This window comes from Actinomyces sp. ZJ308, assembly GCF_011752065.1.
In the GTDB taxonomy this organism is placed as follows: domain Bacteria; phylum Actinomycetota; class Actinomycetes; order Actinomycetales; family Actinomycetaceae; genus Actinomyces.
Window position 1 is genome coordinate 64,547 of record NZ_JAAIJY010000002.1, and the last position, 16,252, is coordinate 80,798.

Annotated in this window: 15 protein-coding genes; 3 read left to right on the forward strand and 12 right to left on the reverse strand. The window is 69.7% G+C overall.

Translation table 11 applies throughout. The features are described 5' to 3' along the window. Positions 1-113 precede the first annotated feature (113 nt). Positions 114-728, reverse strand: coding sequence for a TetR/AcrR family transcriptional regulator (locus tag HCR68_RS01275; RefSeq protein WP_167145438.1), 615 nt, complete (start codon positions 726-728; stop codon positions 114-116). A 37-nt stretch (positions 729-765) separates the two neighbouring features. Here HCR68_RS01275 and HCR68_RS01280 point away from each other — a divergent pair, with 37 nt between their 5' ends. After that, complete coding sequence (locus HCR68_RS01280) at positions 766-2,076, forward strand: alpha-amylase family protein (RefSeq protein WP_167145440.1); 1,311 nt, start codon at positions 766-768, stop codon at positions 2,074-2,076. A gap of 169 nt (positions 2,077-2,245) precedes the next feature. Here HCR68_RS01280 and HCR68_RS01285 read toward each other — a convergent pair whose 3' ends face one another. Further along, a complete protein-coding gene (locus HCR68_RS01285) occupies positions 2,246-2,647 on the reverse strand; it encodes a PIN domain-containing protein (protein WP_167145442.1) in 402 nt (133 codons plus the stop codon). Further along, positions 2,644-2,853, reverse strand: coding sequence for a toxin-antitoxin system antitoxin subunit (locus HCR68_RS01290; protein ID WP_243858859.1), 210 nt, complete (start codon positions 2,851-2,853; stop codon positions 2,644-2,646). The genes HCR68_RS01285 and HCR68_RS01290 overlap by 4 nt, the downstream gene beginning before the upstream one ends. A gap of 490 nt (positions 2,854-3,343) precedes the next feature. Between HCR68_RS01290 and HCR68_RS01295 the strand changes: the two genes are divergently transcribed. Further along, positions 3,344-3,856 carry a VOC family protein gene (locus HCR68_RS01295; RefSeq protein ID WP_167145447.1) on the forward strand — a complete coding sequence of 171 codons (513 nt, stop codon included), beginning with the start codon at positions 3,344-3,346 and terminating at the stop codon, positions 3,854-3,856. Positions 3,857-4,043: 187 nt separating this feature from the next. Here the strand turns inward: HCR68_RS01295 and HCR68_RS01300 are convergent, their stop codons facing one another. The 9 genes from HCR68_RS01300 to HCR68_RS01340 all read right to left on the reverse strand — a co-directional run bounded on the left by HCR68_RS01300 (position 4,044) and on the right by HCR68_RS01340 (position 15,204). Then, positions 4,044-4,544 (reverse strand): NUDIX domain-containing protein, encoded by a 501-nt coding sequence (locus HCR68_RS01300; protein ID WP_167145449.1) that lies wholly within the window; start codon positions 4,542-4,544, stop codon positions 4,044-4,046. A gap of 149 nt (positions 4,545-4,693) precedes the next feature. Continuing rightward, complete coding sequence (locus tag HCR68_RS01305) at positions 4,694-6,793, reverse strand: ferrous iron transporter B (protein ID WP_167145450.1); 2,100 nt, start codon at positions 6,791-6,793, stop codon at positions 4,694-4,696. Next, entirely contained in the window at positions 6,790-7,242 is a 453-nt protein-coding gene (locus HCR68_RS01310) for a FeoA family protein (RefSeq protein WP_167145452.1), read from the reverse strand. Before HCR68_RS01310 ends, HCR68_RS01305 begins: the two co-directional genes overlap by 4 nt. A 285-nt stretch (positions 7,243-7,527) precedes the next feature. Then, positions 7,528-8,064: a NifU family protein gene (locus HCR68_RS01315; RefSeq protein ID WP_167145454.1), complete on the reverse strand. Its 537-nt coding sequence runs from the start codon at positions 8,062-8,064 to the stop codon at positions 7,528-7,530. A gap of 54 nt (positions 8,065-8,118) precedes the next feature. Further along, positions 8,119-10,272 carry a ferrous iron transporter B gene (locus HCR68_RS01320; RefSeq protein WP_167145456.1) on the reverse strand — a complete coding sequence of 718 codons (2,154 nt, stop codon included), beginning with the start codon at positions 10,270-10,272 and terminating at the stop codon, positions 8,119-8,121. Next, positions 10,269-10,661 (reverse strand): FeoA family protein, encoded by a 393-nt coding sequence (locus HCR68_RS01325; RefSeq protein WP_167145458.1) that lies wholly within the window; start codon positions 10,659-10,661, stop codon positions 10,269-10,271. Before HCR68_RS01325 ends, HCR68_RS01320 begins: the two co-directional genes overlap by 4 nt. A gap of 558 nt (positions 10,662-11,219) precedes the next feature. After that, complete coding sequence (locus tag HCR68_RS01330; RefSeq protein ID WP_167145460.1) at positions 11,220-11,975, reverse strand: glutamine amidotransferase; 756 nt, start codon at positions 11,973-11,975, stop codon at positions 11,220-11,222. Next, a complete protein-coding gene (locus tag HCR68_RS01335; protein WP_167145462.1) occupies positions 11,972-13,291 on the reverse strand; it encodes a Mur ligase family protein in 1,320 nt (439 codons plus the stop codon). The genes HCR68_RS01330 and HCR68_RS01335 overlap by 4 nt, the downstream gene beginning before the upstream one ends. Before the next feature lie 281 nt (positions 13,292-13,572). After that, entirely contained in the window at positions 13,573-15,204 is a 1,632-nt protein-coding gene (locus tag HCR68_RS01340) for a diacylglycerol kinase family protein (protein WP_167145657.1), read from the reverse strand. A gap of 405 nt (positions 15,205-15,609) precedes the next feature. On the opposite strand from HCR68_RS01340, the gene HCR68_RS01345 reads away from it, so the two are divergent. Beyond that, positions 15,610-16,194 (forward strand): hypothetical protein, encoded by a 585-nt coding sequence (locus tag HCR68_RS01345; RefSeq protein WP_167145464.1) that lies wholly within the window; start codon positions 15,610-15,612, stop codon positions 16,192-16,194. Positions 16,195-16,252 lie beyond the last annotated feature (58 nt).

Sequence of the window (16,252 nt, forward strand, 5' to 3'; positions counted from 1 at the left end):
GTCCGGTGTCCTCGTGCTGTTCCTGTTCTGTCCTTCACGGGCCCTGCCGTCGGCGCGGCTTGCGAGCCCTCATGTCCGGAAGGCCGCCCCGGGGCGGCCGGCACCCCGCGCCGTCACCTGCGCCAGTCGCCCAGCGCCCCCTCCAGGCAGCCGAGCGCCGCGTCGATGAGGCTGTGGCGCTGGTCCTCCGGGCACCCGGCGCGAACCCAGCGCAGGCAGGCGTCGTCGAGGAACCCCAGATAGCCCCACAGGGCGAAGTCGTCGCGATACCCCCGGCTGCCGCCGACGACGTCGGCCAGCGCCCTGACCGCCGCCTCGCGGGCGGCCTGGCGCACCTGCGCGGCCTCGCCCGGCTCGTGCCCGGCCAGGATCTGGTAGGCCATCCAGCCGGGGGAGCGCTCGGCGATGAAGTCCAGGTAGGTCAGGATCGAGGTGCGCACGCGGTCGCGCGCCGAGGAGCCCGGTGGCAGGGCGTCGTCGGCCTGTCGGGTGCGCTCGGCGAGCTCGTCGGTGGCGCGCTGGAGGACCTGGGCATAGATGCCGGCCTTATTGGCGAAGTACTTGTGCACCAGGGCCTCCGAGGCATGGGCCTCCTCGGCGATCGCGGCCAGCGAGACCTCCTCGTACGGGCGGCTCGCGAAGGCGCGGCTCGCGGCGGACAGGATCAGCTCGCGGCGCTCGGCGGGATCCATGCGCAGGCGCTGGCGCTTATCGGTGCGGGACGGCATCTTGACATGCTAGCGGGCGCGGAGGATCCTTGGAGACATGACTAGTGAGGTACCTGGAATAAGTCGTCCTGCAACGCCCGCCTGGATCGATCACGCCATCTGGTGGCAGGTCTACCCTCTCGGCGCCACCGGCGCCCCCATCCGCCCCCGGCCGGGCACGCCGCTGGCCGAGGCCGGCGCCGCCCCGCGCCTGGACCGCCTTGAGCCCTGGCTCGACTACGCCGTCGAGCTCGGTGCCAACGGGCTGTCGCTCGGCCCGATCTTCGCCTCATCCACCCACGGCTACGACACCACCGATCACCTGCGCATCGACCCCCGCCTGGGTGACGACGCCGCCTTCGACCGTCTCGCCGAGGCCTGCCGCGCGCGCGGCCTGGCCCTCATGCTCGACGGCGTCCTCGGGCACGTCGGTACCGAGCATCCTCTCTTTCGGGCCGCCCGCGCCGGGGGAGAGGAGCGGGCTCTCTTCCGCTTCGACGACGCCGCCGGCGGGGAGGGCGGTGGGGCCGGACCCGGCTACGCCACCTTCGAGGGGCACGAGTCCCTGGCCGCCCTCAACCACGACTCCGCCGAGGTCCGTGACCTGGCCGTGCGGGTCCTGAGCCACTGGCTCGACCGCGGTGCGAGCGCCTGGCGTCTGGACGCCGCCTACGCCGTCGCCCCCGCCTTCTGGGCGAGCGTCCTGCCGGCCGTGCGCGAGCGCCACCCCGACGCCTGGTTCATGGGTGAGGTCATCCACGGCGACTATCCCGGGTTCGTCGAGGCCTCCACGGTGGACACCGTCACCCAGTACGAGCTGTGGAAGGCCACCTGGAGCTCACTGGCCGACGTCAACTTCTACGAGCTCGACTGGTGCCTCAAGCGCCACAACGAGCTGCTGGAGCGCTTCATCCCGGCCACCTTCGTCGGCAACCACGACGTCACCCGCATCGCCAGCAAGGTCGGGGCCGGTGGGGCCGCGCTCGCCGTCGTGCTGCTCATGACCGTGGGTGGGGTGCCCAGCGTCTACTACGGGGATGAGCAGGCATTCCGCGGGGTCAAGACCGAGACCCTCGGCGGCGATGACGAGGTTCGGCCCGCCCTGCCGGCTGGGCCGTCCGAGCTCGCGCCGCAGGGGGCCTGGATGCTGCGGCTCCACCAGGACCTCATCGGGCTGCGGCGCCGGCACCCCTGGCTCGTGCGCGCCCGCACCGAGGTCACCGAGCTGGACAACCCGCGGCTGGCCTACGACGCGGTTGGCGAGGAGGGGCAGCGGCTGCACGTGAGCCTGGCCCTGGAGCCGACCCCGCGCGCTGAGGTGCGCGCGCCGGGTGAGGCTCCGCTCGTCGTCGAGCCGCCCGCGCAGTGACCGGCTCTCGCTGACCTCTCTCGCCGACCTCTCTCGCGGCTCGCGCTGGCGGGGACACTCTGCGCCGTCGGGGACATAATCTCCCGGGCGGGGACGTTCGGCGCCGTCGGGGACAGAATTCCGGTCCCCGTACGCGCAGGATGTCCCCGGCTGTGCTTGCGGTAGTCGCCTACACCTCGATCAGGGGGAGGCCTGGATGCACTGTGCTCAGGTCTCCCGGATCAGAGGTCACCACGGTGTATCCCTGTTCCTGAGCCACGAGGACGACGTGGACGTCAACGACGTCCCGATGACCGGTTCGTCCGCACAGCAGGCCGACAGCCCTTGCCGTCATCTCATCGAGTGACATGACCCGCACGCGAGGATCAGACAGCAGTCGCGCGACCCGAGCCTGCCTCGGACCGCCCCGCCAGGCCTGTGCCACAACCCCGGCGGGCACGCTCAGGGGCAGGTCGGCCTCTAAAGCCCGCCGAAGGAGGGCGCGAACTCGGGAGTCTCCGCGTTCAAGGGCAAGCAGCGCGCCGGTGTCCAGGGTCAGACCCTTGGCGGTTCCTCTGCCGGCGGCGGTCATGCCAGGCCCAGCTCCTTGTCCGCCCATGCCAGGTCGGAGTCGCTGACGGGGCCGAGCTCGCGGTCGAGCTCGTCCAGCAGCTGCGCCAGGCCGTCCTCCTGCTGGGCGCGCGCGACCGCTGCGCTGATGAATCCCGACACCGAAGGTGCTCGCCCCTGCTGAACGGCACGGCGAATCGAGATGACCTGCTCGTCCGGGAGGCTCACCGCAATCTTCTGAGTCCCACCGGGATCGTATCGGCGGTGAGCGAGAGGGCGCGATGTGGACATGCTCGTCGCCACTCCGCCATAATGGTGGGGAGCCATCCGGCTGCTATCCGGATGACTCCCCTCGCAAGGGGCCGGCTCAGCCGATCCACTTGCTGAGGGCATCCACAAGGACACCGACGGCCCGGACAAGGCGAGCGACAGCGGTCAAGACTTCGCTCACCTTCCGGGCCGTTACCTTGCCCTTGGGGACTCTGACGTGCCGACCTCTCGGCTTGGACACGGCCCTCACCTCCTTCCCGGCTCCTTCCTCCCCGGCAAGGACAACGGGTGTTCCGGGAGAAGGTGCCGAAGGGAGGCGTCACCCATCATGCCAACGGGTACCGACACTCTGGCCGGGATCGTGGTCTCTTGCCGGCGGCGATGAGACGGAACTGCGATTCGGGCCGGCCTTGACCCTGACGTAGCGTGAGGGACAAGGCTCATCCGCATGAGCACCTTCAACGCATTCGAGATGAGCCCCGTCCCCGCCCCCGGTGAGGACGCCCAGCCACCTGAGCCCTTCCGCGGCATCTACGGCATGCCGATGTTCGTCACCGTCCCAACATCCGACCTGGACGCCTCGGTCGACTTCTGGACGGAGGCGCTCGGCTTCTTCATCCTGTTCACCATTCCCGGCCGGCTCGTGCACCTGCGCCGCTGGGCCTTCCAGGACGTCCTCCTGGTACCGGCCCCGCAGGAGCCCACGCCGGCTGACGGCCCCACGATGAGCGTCAGCTTCTCCTGCGTCCTGTCCCAGATCGACGAGATCGCCGCGGCCTGCGAGCAGCGTCGACCGGGCAGCGTCACCGGCCCGCGCATCACCCCGTGGAACTCCTCCGAGGTCGAGGTCACCACCCCCGAGGGCGTGCGCGTCGTCCTCACCGCCGCCAGGCCCCTCGACCCGCACAGCGAGCAGGCCGACGGCTTCCGGCGCGTCGGCATTGAGGTGCCCGAGTCCTGACCGCTGTCCTCTGAGGTCGCCCCCTCACCGCTGCCTTGTCGTCCCACCGACGCCCCGGCCGGGGACACTCGACGCCTACGGGGACAGAAATCCCGTCCCCGCACGCGCAGGATGTCCCCGGCTGGGATGGGGATGCACCCGGCCGAGTGGAATGTCCCCGGCTGTGCGCGGAGGAAGGGCGGCAGCGTCAGACCGCGGGGTGGAAGCGCGCGCCCGAGGCCGGGTCGGCCAGCCAGGCCAGCGCCGCCTCGATGCGCCCGGGCGTCGAGCCCAGCAGCGGCGCGGGCAACGCGTCCGGCTCGAACCAGCCCACGTGCGTGGACTCGTCGTCGGCCACGTGGGCCCGGGCCGCGCTGCCGGGCCGCGCCCGCCCCACGAAGTTGATATCCATGAAGACGCAGTTGTCCCCGTTGGGGAAGGCGAAGGGCTCGCCCGCGGTCACGCTCGTGAGCGCCAGCACCTCCACGTCCACGCCGGTCTCCTCCAGGCACTCGCGCCGGATCGCCACCGCCGGCTGCTCACCGGGCTCGGGGATGCCGGAGACCACCGCCCACCGCCCGTTGTCGGCCCGCCGTCCCAGCAGGATCCGCCCGGCCTCGTCGACGACGACGATGCTCACCCTGGGCAGCCACAGCATGTCGTGCCCGATCTTCTGCCGCAGGGAGACGATGAACTCAGGAGTCGCCATGCCGTAAGCCTAGACGATCGGCTTTCGCAGAGGCAGCCGGCGGTCGCCGGATGCTGGCCCGCGCACACGCACATCAACAAAATCTTCATACGCAACACGGCTCCGCGTCGCATATGAAGATTTTGTCGAAATAGGTGGCTCCGCCTGCCTCACACGAGCATGGCGACGATGAACCGCGTGAGCGCGGCCATCACCCAGGCGGTGACGAACATGTAGCTGTAGGCGATGACCGGCCACTTCCAGGTGCCGGTCTCACGGCGCATCGCGGCCGCCGTCGACATGCACTGGAGGGCGTAGACGAAGAACACGAGGATGGCCGCGATCGTGGCCGGGTTGAACAGCTGCTCCCCGGCCTTGTTGGTCAGGGTGTCGTGCTGGTAGGTCATACTCGCCAGGTGGGCGCTGGGCTGCTCGGGGTCCTCGGCGGCGGCGATCTGGCCGAGGGTGGCCACGAAGGTCTCGCGCGCCGCCAGCGAGGAGAGCACCGCGACGTTGATGCGCCAGTCGAAGCCCAGTGGCTCGAAGACCGGCTGGACCGTCTTGCCGATCGTCGCACCCCAGGAGTGGTCCATCGTGTAGGAGGTCTTCTGGGCCTCCAGGGCCTTGTCCAGCTCCTCGGCGTCGGTGACGATCTGTCCGTCGTCGCCCTTGACCGTGGACGACGACGGGTCCTCCACCGCTGCCGAGACGGCCGCGCACTCGGCGTCGGCGGCGCAGTAGGCGTTGAACTGCTCCTCGGAGCGCATCGGCATGTTGAGCAGCACCCACAGGATGAGCGTGGTCAGGGTGATGACGGTCCCGGCCTTCTTCATGAAGCCCTTGCAGGCGTCCCACACCATGAGCCCGACGGCGCGCGGCCGCGGCAGCCGGTAGGGCGGCATCTCCATGTAGAAGGGCAGGAGCACCCCGCCGCGGTCGGTGAGGCGCTTGACCACCCAGGCCGCCAGCATCGCGGAGACGGCCCCCAGCAGGTAGAGGGCGAACATGACGGTGCCGCGCGCCCCCAGGGGCCCGATCTTCGCGTCCCCGGGCACCATGAGGGAGGTGAGCAGGACGTAGACGGGCAGGCGCGCCGAGCAGGTCATGAGCGGGGCGGCCAGCATCGTGGCCACCCGGTCCTTCGCGCTGGGCAGTGTGCGGGTGGCCATGATGCCGGGGATCGCGCAGGCGAAGGAGGACAGGAGGGCCACGAAGGCCCGCCCCTCCAGCCCGGCCCGGCTCATGATCTTGTCCATGAGGAAGGCGGCTCGGGACATGTACCCCACGCCCTCGAGGAAGGCGATGATGAGGAACATGATGATGATCTGGGGGATGAAGGTGAGCACCGCGCCGACGCCCCCGATGAGGCCGTCGCCCAGGAGCCCGGCGATGAGCGGGTGGGACTCGTCCAGCCAGCCGTGCACCAGCTGCCCCAGGGCGCTGAATCCTCCCTCGACGGCGTCCTGGAGCGGCGCGGCCCAGGTGAAGATCGCCTGGAAGAAGACGTACATGATGGCGAAGAACACCAGGGACCCCAGGACCGGATGGAGCAGCACCCGGTCGACGGCGGCCGTGACGCGGTCCTGTTGGGGCGCCTCGTAGTCGGCGGCGGCGAGCACCGAGTCCGCCCAGGAGGCGACCTCGCCGGGCGCGCTCGGCGGTGGAAGCGGCGGGCGCTGCCAGGTGGCCACCTCGGTGAGCCGCTCGCGCAGCTCGGGCAGGCCGATCCCGCGGTTGCCGACCACCCGCACGGCCGGGATCCCCAGGGCATCGCCCAGCGCCGCCACGTCCAGGCGTCCGGCGCGGCGCGTGAGCTCATCGGTCATGGTGACCACCAGGCACGTGGGCAGGTCCAGGGCCAGGGCCTCGGCCACGAAGTTCATCCCCCGCCGCAGCGTCGTGGCGTCGACGACGACCACCAGGGCGTCGGGGACGGAGACGGCCTGAGAGGAGTCGGTGAGGACATCGCGCACCACCTGCTCGTCGGGGCTGATCGGGTCCAGCGAGTAGGCCCCGGGCAGGTCCTCGATCGTCAGGTCGGTCTCACCGATCCGGCAGGTTCCCAACGAGCGCGTGACGGTGACGCCGGGGTAGTTGCCGGTCTTGGCGCGCAGACCGGTCAGGGCGTTGTAGATGGAGGTCTTGCCGGCATTCGGGGCGCCGGCCAGCGCGATGCGTCGGGCCCCGGCCACCAGCGTCTTGGAGCTGCCCGAGCCGCAGTGGCAGTCCGGGGCGCCGGGGACGTCGTGCGTGGAGCAGTGGTCGCTCATCGGCGCAGCTCCTTCCCATCGGGCCCGGCGACCGGCCTGGTGAGGACGGTCGCCTCGCCTGTCTCCGTCTCGGTCCCGGTGACGGACCCAGTGACGGACTCAGTCACGAGCTCGACGGCGTCGTCGGCCTCGGCAACGGCCTCGACCCGGACGATGCGGGCCTCGTGGTGGCGCAGGCACAGCTCGTAGTCGGCGACGCGGTAGACCACCGGGTCGCCCAGCGGTGCGCGGCGCAGTGGCGTCACGATCCGGCCGGGAACGAAGCCCAGGTTGCTCAGCCGCCTGATGATCGGGCCGCTGGCCGCGTCCTCCAGGAGGCCGACGACGCGGCCGGCGGTGCCCAGGCGCAGGTCGGACAGGGATCGCTGCGCCGGAGGCGGGGTGTCGGGCGGGGTGCCTGTGGTGCCGGTGGGGGCCGACGTGCTGTGGGATGAGACTGCAGTCGTCATGTTGTCCTTGGGTGTGCTCGGAGCTTCTCAGAGTCCTTGTGCCTGTGCCCTCTGCCTTTCCTCGGCGTCGTCTCGACGCGGGCGGCGCGCATCGACCGCCTCAGTCTGAGGTAAGGCTTTTCTATCGGCAGATTAACACACCGAGCCGGTCATCTTTCGCGTAGCCCTACGGAAAAACGGTAGGGCTACGCGAAAGATGACCGGCTCGATGATGGGGAGTGATGGAGAGGCGGGTTGGCGAACGAGGGGAAGGCCCGGCTCGGTGATGGGGAGGGGCCGGCGCGGCTACCTCTCGATGCGGCGGACCTCGACCAGCCAGGGGCAGCGACGCCGCAGTAGGTGCTCGAAGCGCGCGTGCATCGTGATCTCGGCGGCCGGACACTCGTCGCAGGCCCCCTCCATGGCCACCTCGACGACGCCGTCGCGCACCGAGCGCACCACGAGTGAGCCTCCGTGGCTGTTGACGAAGGACCCCAGTGAGCCGCCGGCGATCTGTCGGGCGGCCGCCTCCAGGGCGTCGTCGGGCCCGGATGCGTGGGCGGTGGCGCTCCCTTCCCAGGCCTCCGGGGCGCCCAGGGCGTCCACCAGCGCGCTGCGCACCCGGGCCCCCTCCGCTCGCCAGCTGTGGCCGGGGCTCAGGAGGGTGAGCACCGCGCCGTCGTCGACCCGCACGGAGCCCAGGGTGCCGTCGTCGATGAGTGCCTGGAGCAGCGCCGGGGCGTGGGCCACCTCCCCGGTGAAGGGCAGCAGGCCGTCGGGGACGACCCACCTCAGCACGTCGGGATCCGGTGTGGTCACCGGGTGCGTGGGAACGACGGGCACGGCCGCCTCACCTCTCCTGAGTGTCCTGTCATCCGTCTGCTCATCGTCTCACTCTCACAGGAAGGCGGCGACGAGCGCGTGGGTGATCGCCGCCATGACCCAGGCGGTGGCGAACATGTAGGTGAAGGCGATGACCGGCCACTTCCAGGAGCCGGTCTCGCGGCGCATCGCCCCCGCCGTCGCCATGCACTGGAGGGCGTAGACGAAGAACACGAGGATCGCGACGACGGTGGCCGGGTTGAACAGCTGGTCGCCCGCCTTGTTGGTCAGGGTGTCCTGCTGGTAGGTCATGGTGGCCAGGTGGGCGCTGGGCTGCTCGGGGTCCTCGGCGGCGGCGATCTGGCCGAGGGTGGCCACGAAGGTCTCACGCGCCGCCAGCGAGGACAGGGTGGCCACGTTGATGCGCCAGTCGAAGCCCAGCGGCTCGAAGACCGGCTGCACGGCCTTGCCGACCGTGGCCGCCCACGAGTGATCCATCGTGTAGGAGGTCTTCTGGGCCTCCAGCAGCTTGTCCAGCTCCTCGGCGTCGGTGACGATCTGCCCGTCGTCGCCCTTGACCGTGGACGACGACGGATCCTCCACGGCCGCGGAGACGGCCGCGCACTCGGCGTCGGCGGCGCAGAAGGCCTCGAACTGGGCGTCCGAGCGCATGGGGACGTTGAGCAGCACCCACAGGATGACGGTGGTCAGGGTGATGATCGTGCCGGCCTTCTTCAAAAAGCCCTTGCAGGCGTCCCACACCATGATGAGGATCGTGCGCACACGGGGCATGCGGTAGGGCGGCATCTCCATGTAGAAGGGCAGCAGGATGTTGCCGCGGTCGGTGAGCTGCTTGACCACCCAGGCGGCCGCCATCGCGGAGACGGCCCCCAGCAGGTAGAGGGCGAACATGACGACGCCGCGCGCCCCGAAGGGGCCGATCCTGGCGCCGCCGTCGACCGTCAGCGAGATCATGATGACGTAGACGGGCAGGCGCGCCGAGCAGGTCATGAGCGGGGCGGCCAGCATCGTGGCCACCCGGTCCTTGGTCGACGGCAGCGTGCGGGTGGCCATGATGCCGGGGATCGCACAGGCCAGCGAGGACAGGAGGGCCACGAAGGCCCGCCCCTCCAGCCCGGCGATGCTCATGACCTTGTCCATGAGGAAGGCCGCCCGGGACATGTACCCCACGCCCTCCAGGACGGAGATGATGAGGAACATGATGACGATCTGAGGGATGAAGGTGAGCACCGCGCCCACGCCCCCGATGAGGCCGTCGCCCAGGAGCCCGGCGATGAGCGGGTGGGACTCGTCCAGCCAGCCGTGCACCATCGTCCCCAGCGCCCCGAAGCCGTCCTCGATGGCTCCCTTGAAGGGCTCGGCCCAGGTGAAGATCGCCTGGAAGAAGAGGAACATGATCGTGAAGAACACGATGGTTCCGGGGATGGGGCGCAGCAGGACCCTGTCGATCGCCGAGGTGATCTGGTCGCTCTGGGGCGCCTGGTAGTCGGCGGCGGCGAGCACCGAGTCGGCCCAGGAGGTGATCTCGTCGGGGTCGGTGGGCGGCGGCAGCGGGGTGCGCTGCCAGGTGGCGACCTGGGCGAGCTGGGCGCGCAGGTCGGGCATGCCGATGCCGCGGTGCCCGATGACACGCACGGCCGGGATCCCCAGGGCCTGGCCGAGGGCCGCCACGTTGAGCCGGCCCGTGCGGCGGCTGAGCTCGTCGGTCATGGTGACCACCAGGCACGTGGGCAGGTCCAGGGCCAGGGCCTCGGCGATGAAGTTCATGCCGCGCTGCAAGGTGGTGGCGTCGACGACGATGACCAGGGCGTCCGGGGCGCTGACCGTGGTCGAGGTGCCGGTGAGGACGTCGTGGACGATCTCCTCGTCGGGGCTGATCGGGTCCAGGGAGTAGGCCCCGGGCAGGTCCTCGATCGTCAGGGCGGTGTCGCCGATCTTGCAGGTTCCCATCGACCGCTGGACGGTGACGCCGGGGTAGTTGCCGGTCTTGGCGTGCAGGCCGGTCAGGGCGTTGTAGATGGAGGTCTTGCCGGCGTTGGGGGCCCCGGCCAGGGCGATGCGTCGTGACCCGGCCACCAGCGTCCTGGAGCTGCCCGATCCGCAGTGGCAGTCGGCGCCCTCATGGTGGTGGTCGCCGTGGTGGTCGCCCTGGTGCTGTCCCTGGTGCGGCCGGCCGGTGGTGTGCTGCATGGTGTCGTGGGTGCTCACAGCGTCTCTCCTGCTGTCTGGGCGGGGTCCGCGGCCACGTGCCTGCCGGCGGGCCTGGGCTGAAGGATGATGCGGTCCTCGACCTCAACGGTGGTGACCTCGACGAGCCGGGCCTCATGGCGGCGCAGGCACAGCTCGTAGTCGGAGACGCGGTAGACCACCGGGTCTCCCATCGGGGCGCGGCGCAGCGGCGTGGCGATCCTGCCGGGGACGAAGCCCAGGTTGCGCAGGCGCTTGATGAGGACGCCGCCGACGCCGTCGTCGAGCAGGCGGGTGATGCGTCCGTTGGTCCCGGGGCTGAGGTCCGACAGTGCGAAGGTAGCCGCTCCCGGCTCGGGAAGGTGGGCGGTGCCGGCGGGAGCGCGGTGTCGTGGAACAGCAAAAGCCATGGTGTCCTCAGATCGACATGAAGGGTGTCTTCGTCGATGGGAGTGTAAGGCGATGCTTCTCTATCCCGCAGGGAGTCGACCTGAAGAATGCGTGAAAGAACCTGCGGTGGCACGTGCCGGCGGAATGCGGCGCTCAAGGCTGAAAGTGGCCGTCCTTGTGGCTGACCGGGGCTGTTGTTCGTGAAAAATCTGGTCCTCCGGCTGGTGGTGGGCGCTCTCGCTGAGGTGGGGTGTTCTCGCTGATGGGCGCCTCGGTGCCTCTCCTGGTGTGAGTAAGGGCGAGCGGGGTCGACTCTCCTGGTGCCGTAAAAATGAGAGAAAAAGGATCGAGGCTCTGGATGGTCTTTTGTGAGACCCGTTTCGGGTCATATTAAATAGGGGACTGGATTTAACTAAAATCAGATAGGTGACCCACGGTGCTGGGACTCGGCGTCAAAACAGAAGGGCGCCCTTGTCTTAATTCTGAATCGACAGGAGGCTGCCCGAGAACGCGAAAGCGGCGTCGCCGGGGCTCTGTCCGGCGACGCCGTATGTGCTGGGCGGAAGCGGCCGGGGCCCTCAGCGGGGCCGGGACATGGCCACGGTGCGGGCGCGCTCGGCCCAGGCGTCGTCGAGGGGCTCGGGCTCCCAGGCGGCGCCGGAGTGCTCGACGGCGCGGGCCAGCAGCCAGTCGGCCACGGCCGGGTTCTTGGGAAGCAGGGAGCCGTGCAGGTAGGTGCCGATGACGTGGTGGACGCGTCCGCCCTCGGTGGAGTCCTTGCCGTTGTTGCCGTCGCCCACGCGCACCGTGCCGAAGGGGCGCGCGCCCGGCCCCAGGGTGGTCAGGCCGGAGTGGTTCTCGTAGCCGACCACCGCCCCGAAGTCGTGGGTGTCCAGAGTGATGTTGCCGATGAGGCGGGTGTCGCCGGCGACCGTATGGGCGTCCATGAGGCCGATGCCGGGGATCTCGTTGCCCTTGGCGGTGGTGAAGCCGTGCCCGAAGAGCTGGTAGAGGCCGCAGATCGCCAGCATGGGGACGCCGTCGGCCGCCCACGCCTTGAGCGTTGGACCGACTCCGGTCAGGTCCTCCTTGATGCGGTCCTGGCCGGAGTCCTGGCCGCCGCCGCCCACGAGGACGTCGACGTCGCGGGGCAGCTCATCACCCGGGTCGTAGGAGAGGAGCTCGACGTCGTAGCCCTGCCACTGGGCGCGCCGGGCCAGCACGAGCGTGTTGCCCCAGTCCCCGTAGATGTTCATGTCCCGCGGGTAGAGCTGGAGCAGGCGCAGGCGGCCCCGGGCGGGACCGTCAGTGGTGTGCTCGTAGCGCGCGGTCATGACATGACCTCCTCAACGTCTGTCATCTCGCCCAGGATCGAGCGCAGGGCCAGCATGGCGGTGTAGGTGGTGAAGATCCGCATGGGGCGGTCGGCGTCGGCGGCCGCCCGGCGCATGAGGGCCACGGCCTTGCGCAGATCGGGCTCGACGTCGGCGACCTCGACGTCGTCGTAGCGCAGCCGCAGCGCCATGTCCCAGGCCCGCACCCCGGTGACGACGGCGACCCCGCCGGCCCGTAGGGCCGCGAACTCGACGTCCCACAGCCAGGACATGTCCCGGCCGTCGGCGTACTCGTCGTTGATGGCCACGACGACGACCTCGCCGGCCTGCGCCTGGGAGGCCGCCGAGAGCAGCCCCATGCGGAAGCCGGCCGGGTTCTTGACCAGGGAGAGCTGGACCGGGCGACCGTCCAGGGTGAGGACCTCGCCGCGGCCGAAGGCGGCCTGCACGTTGCCCAGGGTGGTCAGCAGCCCGGGCAGGTCGGCGTCCTCGCCCAGGACCTCCAGGACCACTCCGAGGGCGGCGCAGGCGTTGAGGAGGTTGTGGACGCCGGGGATGGCGAAGTCGACCTCGTGGTCGACGCCGTCGACGCGCACGGTGGCGCGCTGGCCGTTGATGGTCTCCAGGGTGACGCGCGGGCCGGGCGTCTCGCCGTCGTCGTGGCGTGCCCGGGGGGCGGCCTGGCCGGTGCGCAGGTCGTCGTCGGATAGGAACAGGGAGCACAGGTCCTCGCCTGAGCCGAAGGAGACGACGCGGGCGGTGACGCCCTTGAGGAAGGCGGGGGCGGCCAGGCGCGGGTCGTCTCCGTTGAGGACGACGACGTCGCTGGTGGCCCGGGCCACGGAGTGCAGGAGGGAGGCGGTGTAGTCGATCTCGCCGAAGCGGTCGAGCTGGTCGCGCATGACGTTGAGCAGGAGGCAGGTGCGCGGACGGACGCGGGCCACGAAGTGCACGGCGTGGGCCTCGTCGAGCTCGAGGACCGCGATGTCGGCGTCCAGGTTGCCGGCGGCGTCGACCTCGGTGAGCAGGGAGGCGAGCACGCCGCGCACGAAGTTCGAGCCGGTCCGGTTGGTGAAGACCTTGAGCCCCTGCTCGCGCAGGAGCTGGACGACCATCTTGGTGGTGGTGGTCTTGCCGTTGGTTCCCGACACGACGATGACGCCGCGGGGCAGGCGGCTGAGGGTGCGCTCCAGGAATCCGGGATCGGTGCGCTCCATGACCAGGCCGGGGAAGGCGGTACCGCCTGTGCCGCCGCCGCGCACGCGGGCGGCCAGGCGCGCTGCGCGGCCGAGGGCGACCGTGAGTCGAGAACGCATGGAACTCCTGCTGGCTCAAGAAGACGGCACCGGGGTGCGTCGAGGCGTGGGTGACCGTATAGGTATCGGCTGTGCGCAGTCTAAAGCAGGAGTGCGATCACGGATGCATCACGATGCTCACGTGAAAGATGTGGAGGAAGGGGACGTCCGCGGGGCTGCTCGTTGCGGCGTGCGGGTCCTGAGCGGGTGCATGGGTCCTGAGTGAGTCCGTGTGAGTCCGTGTGAGTCCGTATGGGCCTGTGCGGGCCCGGCCGGGCCGCGGTCCGGGACGGCCCGCCGGCTCACTGGGGGACGACGACGTGCAGGGCGCCCTGGTCGACCTCGGCCCGCAGGGTGCGGGTGGATCCGGCCGTGTCGCCGTCGAGCTCGAAGGGGACGGGACGGTCGGCCTCGATGAGGACCCTCCTGGCCCGGGTGAGGGTGAAGCCCTCCATCTCCTGGCCGGTGAGGATCTGTGCGCCCAGGCGGGCCCAGTCCACGACCTTGCCGGGGCTGGCCAGGAGCAGGTCGACCATGCCGTCGGTGGGGGTGGCCCGGGGGAAGAGCGTCATGCCGGCGGTGATGGTGCCGACGTTGCCCATGAGCGCCATGACCATCTCGCGGCGCCCGGGGGGTGCGTCGTCGAGCGTGATGGTGGCGGTGAAGGGGTCGGGGACCGCGTTCTGGACGGCGGCCACCGCGTAGGCGCCAGAGCGGATGACCCTCTTCAGACCCGAGTCGGTGGACTCCATGATCTGGGCGTCCAGGCCCATGCCGGCCATGACGACGAAGCGCTCCTCGCCGTCGTCGAAGGTGCAGGTGACCATGTCGATGGACTGCAGGCGGCCGCGCAGGGCCAGGCGGATGGCGGCGTCGGTGTCCAGGGGGATGGACAGGTTGCGGGCCAGGAGGTTGCCGGTGCCTGCGGGGATGAGGGCCATGGGCATCTCGGTGCCCGCGAGCTCGGAGGAGACGGCTCGCACGGTGCCGTCGCCGCCGGCCACCATGACCAGGTCGACGCCGGCGTCCAGGGCGCGGCGGGCCATGGAGCGGCCGGGGTCGTCGGGGGTGGTCTCCAGCCAGACGGTGGGGCGCCAGCCGGTGGCGTGCACCTCGGCGGTGACGCGACGGCGCAGGAGCGAGAGATCGTCGAACTTGGTGGGGTTGTAGATGATGGCGGCGCGCTTCTCGCTGCTGGCGCGCGACAGGCGGCTGTTGACCCAGCTGGTGAGGATCGCGTCGATGCCGCCGACCCACAGGGCCAGGTTCGCGAAAGCGGCGCCCAGGAGGAAGCCGCCGATGAGGTCGCTGAGCGTGGCCAGCCCCATGTACCACTGGCCGACGGCGGTCACGGCGACGGCGGTGTAGCCCAGGACAGTGCCGGTGGCGACCATGGCGCTGCGGTGGTGGGCGCGTGCGAGGGTTACCAGGACCCAGGAGGCCAGGGTCATGGCGGTGACGTGCGCGTTGGGGTAGGCGTGGGTGAAGGCGGCGATCGAGTCGGCGAAGGCCGCGCCCGGGGCGGGGCGGGCCAGGTGCAGGGCGATGAGGAACTGGGTGGGGATGCCGGCGGCGGCGATGGCCAGCGAGACGCTCAGACGGCGCATGCGGGCGGTGTAGGCGTAGACCACCCAGGCCGCGATGACAGCGAGGACGATGAGGGGGTGGGTGAGGGTCGCGAAGGCCTCGGCGAGCTGGCCGGCGGCTGAGCGGGGCTGGGTGTCCGGGGTGGGGAGGAGAGCGTCGAGGCCGAGCGGGTCGCTCGGGGAGCGCGGGTCGGCGCTCCGGGTGAGGGGGCCGGGGACGGCCAGGCGGGTCCAGACGATGAAGGTCAGGGCGAAGCAGACGCACAGGACGGCCTCGACATACTTCAGGCGCAGCGGGGGGCGGGGGGATGAGGGGGACGAGGCGGTATCGCGCCGGGACCTGATCACGCTCACTCGTCCTTTCCGCCGGTCGATTGTTCGGGAGGAAGCCTAGCCGGTGCGGCTGTGGGTGGCATGTGTGCGACTGTGCGGTGACTGAGCGGCCGAGTCTCAGGGGTGGGCGGATCCGCAGCGGCTCGGCCGGTGCTCAGCATGTGAGACGGGGACGGTGACCATAGTTATAGATAGTCGAATATATGCTGAATTTTTGCTGATAGTGGCATTGGGCGGTGTGGGAAAGGTGGGGAATAAGAATAGTCCAGGATGTATGACGTCGTGATGGCGGGCACGTTCGGCTCTGTGTGGCTCGAAGAAATTTTCGAGTGGTTATGTTGCTGGGGTCCCCGATGTCTTTCCCGCCCTCCCGTGGCTCTTGAGTGACGGGAGGGCATCCATACGATGATGGAGATCCCTGTGCGTCAGCAGATTCAGTTCCTCTCCCGTGCTCTTGGTCGTCGCGAGACGGTCAAGTATCTGTCCATTGCGGCCGTCGGCGCCGTGATCGCGCCCCTGACCGGCTGCTCCGGCTCCACCTTGGCCTTCAAGAAGTTCGCTGCGGGTACCTGGGACCTGAAGTTCACTGAAGTGAAGAGCAGGGTGACCGGCTGGGAGAACCCGAAGGTCACGATCGAGGAGAATGGGAAGTGGTCCTTCAAAACCGATCTTTATAATCATAAGGACAGTCAGGAGTCGACTGCCGGCACATGGAGCTTGTCCGGCACCGATCTGAAGATACTGGAGACAGGGGTTGACGGTTCTGGCTCCGGCAAAGTGTTCTTCCATGCCGGCAGTGAGGAGGAAGATGCCAGTATCGCAAGCGGCGTCCCTGAGACTGTCGACACCGACAAGTTCCCCACCTCGTTCGAGTGGGCTTTTGATACCGTGGACAATTTCAGTGTACCGGTGAAATGGGACAACAAGTCCCAGACTCTGACACTGGATGCTGAAAGTAAGCGAGGCGGAACCTTCTCGATCATCGCCACCAAGCAGAAGAAGTAGCCGCTGGTGCTGCCGGCACACTTCTGGGTGGCGACGATGAGGGATGAATCGGTGAGTG

Bases quoted from the DNA above. Each gene is read 5' to 3' on its own strand.
- HCR68_RS01275 (WP_167145438.1), bottom strand. From the start codon at position 728: ATGCCGTCCCGCACCGATAAGCGCCAGCGCCTGCGCATGGATCCCGCC.
- HCR68_RS01280 (WP_167145440.1), top strand. From the start codon at position 766: ATGACTAGTGAGGTACCTGGAATAAGTCGTCCTGCAACGCCCGCCTGG.
- HCR68_RS01285 (WP_167145442.1), bottom strand. From the start codon at position 2,647: ATGACCGCCGCCGGCAGAGGAACCGCCAAGGGTCTGACCCTGGACACC.
- HCR68_RS01295 (WP_167145447.1), top strand. From the start codon at position 3,344: ATGAGCACCTTCAACGCATTCGAGATGAGCCCCGTCCCCGCCCCCGGT.
- HCR68_RS01300 (WP_167145449.1), bottom strand. From the start codon at position 4,544: ATGGCGACTCCTGAGTTCATCGTCTCCCTGCGGCAGAAGATCGGGCAC.
- HCR68_RS01305 (WP_167145450.1), bottom strand. From the start codon at position 6,793: ATGAGCGACCACTGCTCCACGCACGACGTCCCCGGCGCCCCGGACTGC.
- HCR68_RS01310 (WP_167145452.1), bottom strand. From the start codon at position 7,242: ATGACGACTGCAGTCTCATCCCACAGCACGTCGGCCCCCACCGGCACC.
- HCR68_RS01325 (WP_167145458.1), bottom strand. From the start codon at position 10,661: ATGGCTTTTGCTGTTCCACGACACCGCGCTCCCGCCGGCACCGCCCAC.
- HCR68_RS01330 (WP_167145460.1), bottom strand. From the start codon at position 11,975: ATGACCGCGCGCTACGAGCACACCACTGACGGTCCCGCCCGGGGCCGC.
- HCR68_RS01335 (WP_167145462.1), bottom strand. From the start codon at position 13,291: ATGCGTTCTCGACTCACGGTCGCCCTCGGCCGCGCAGCGCGCCTGGCC.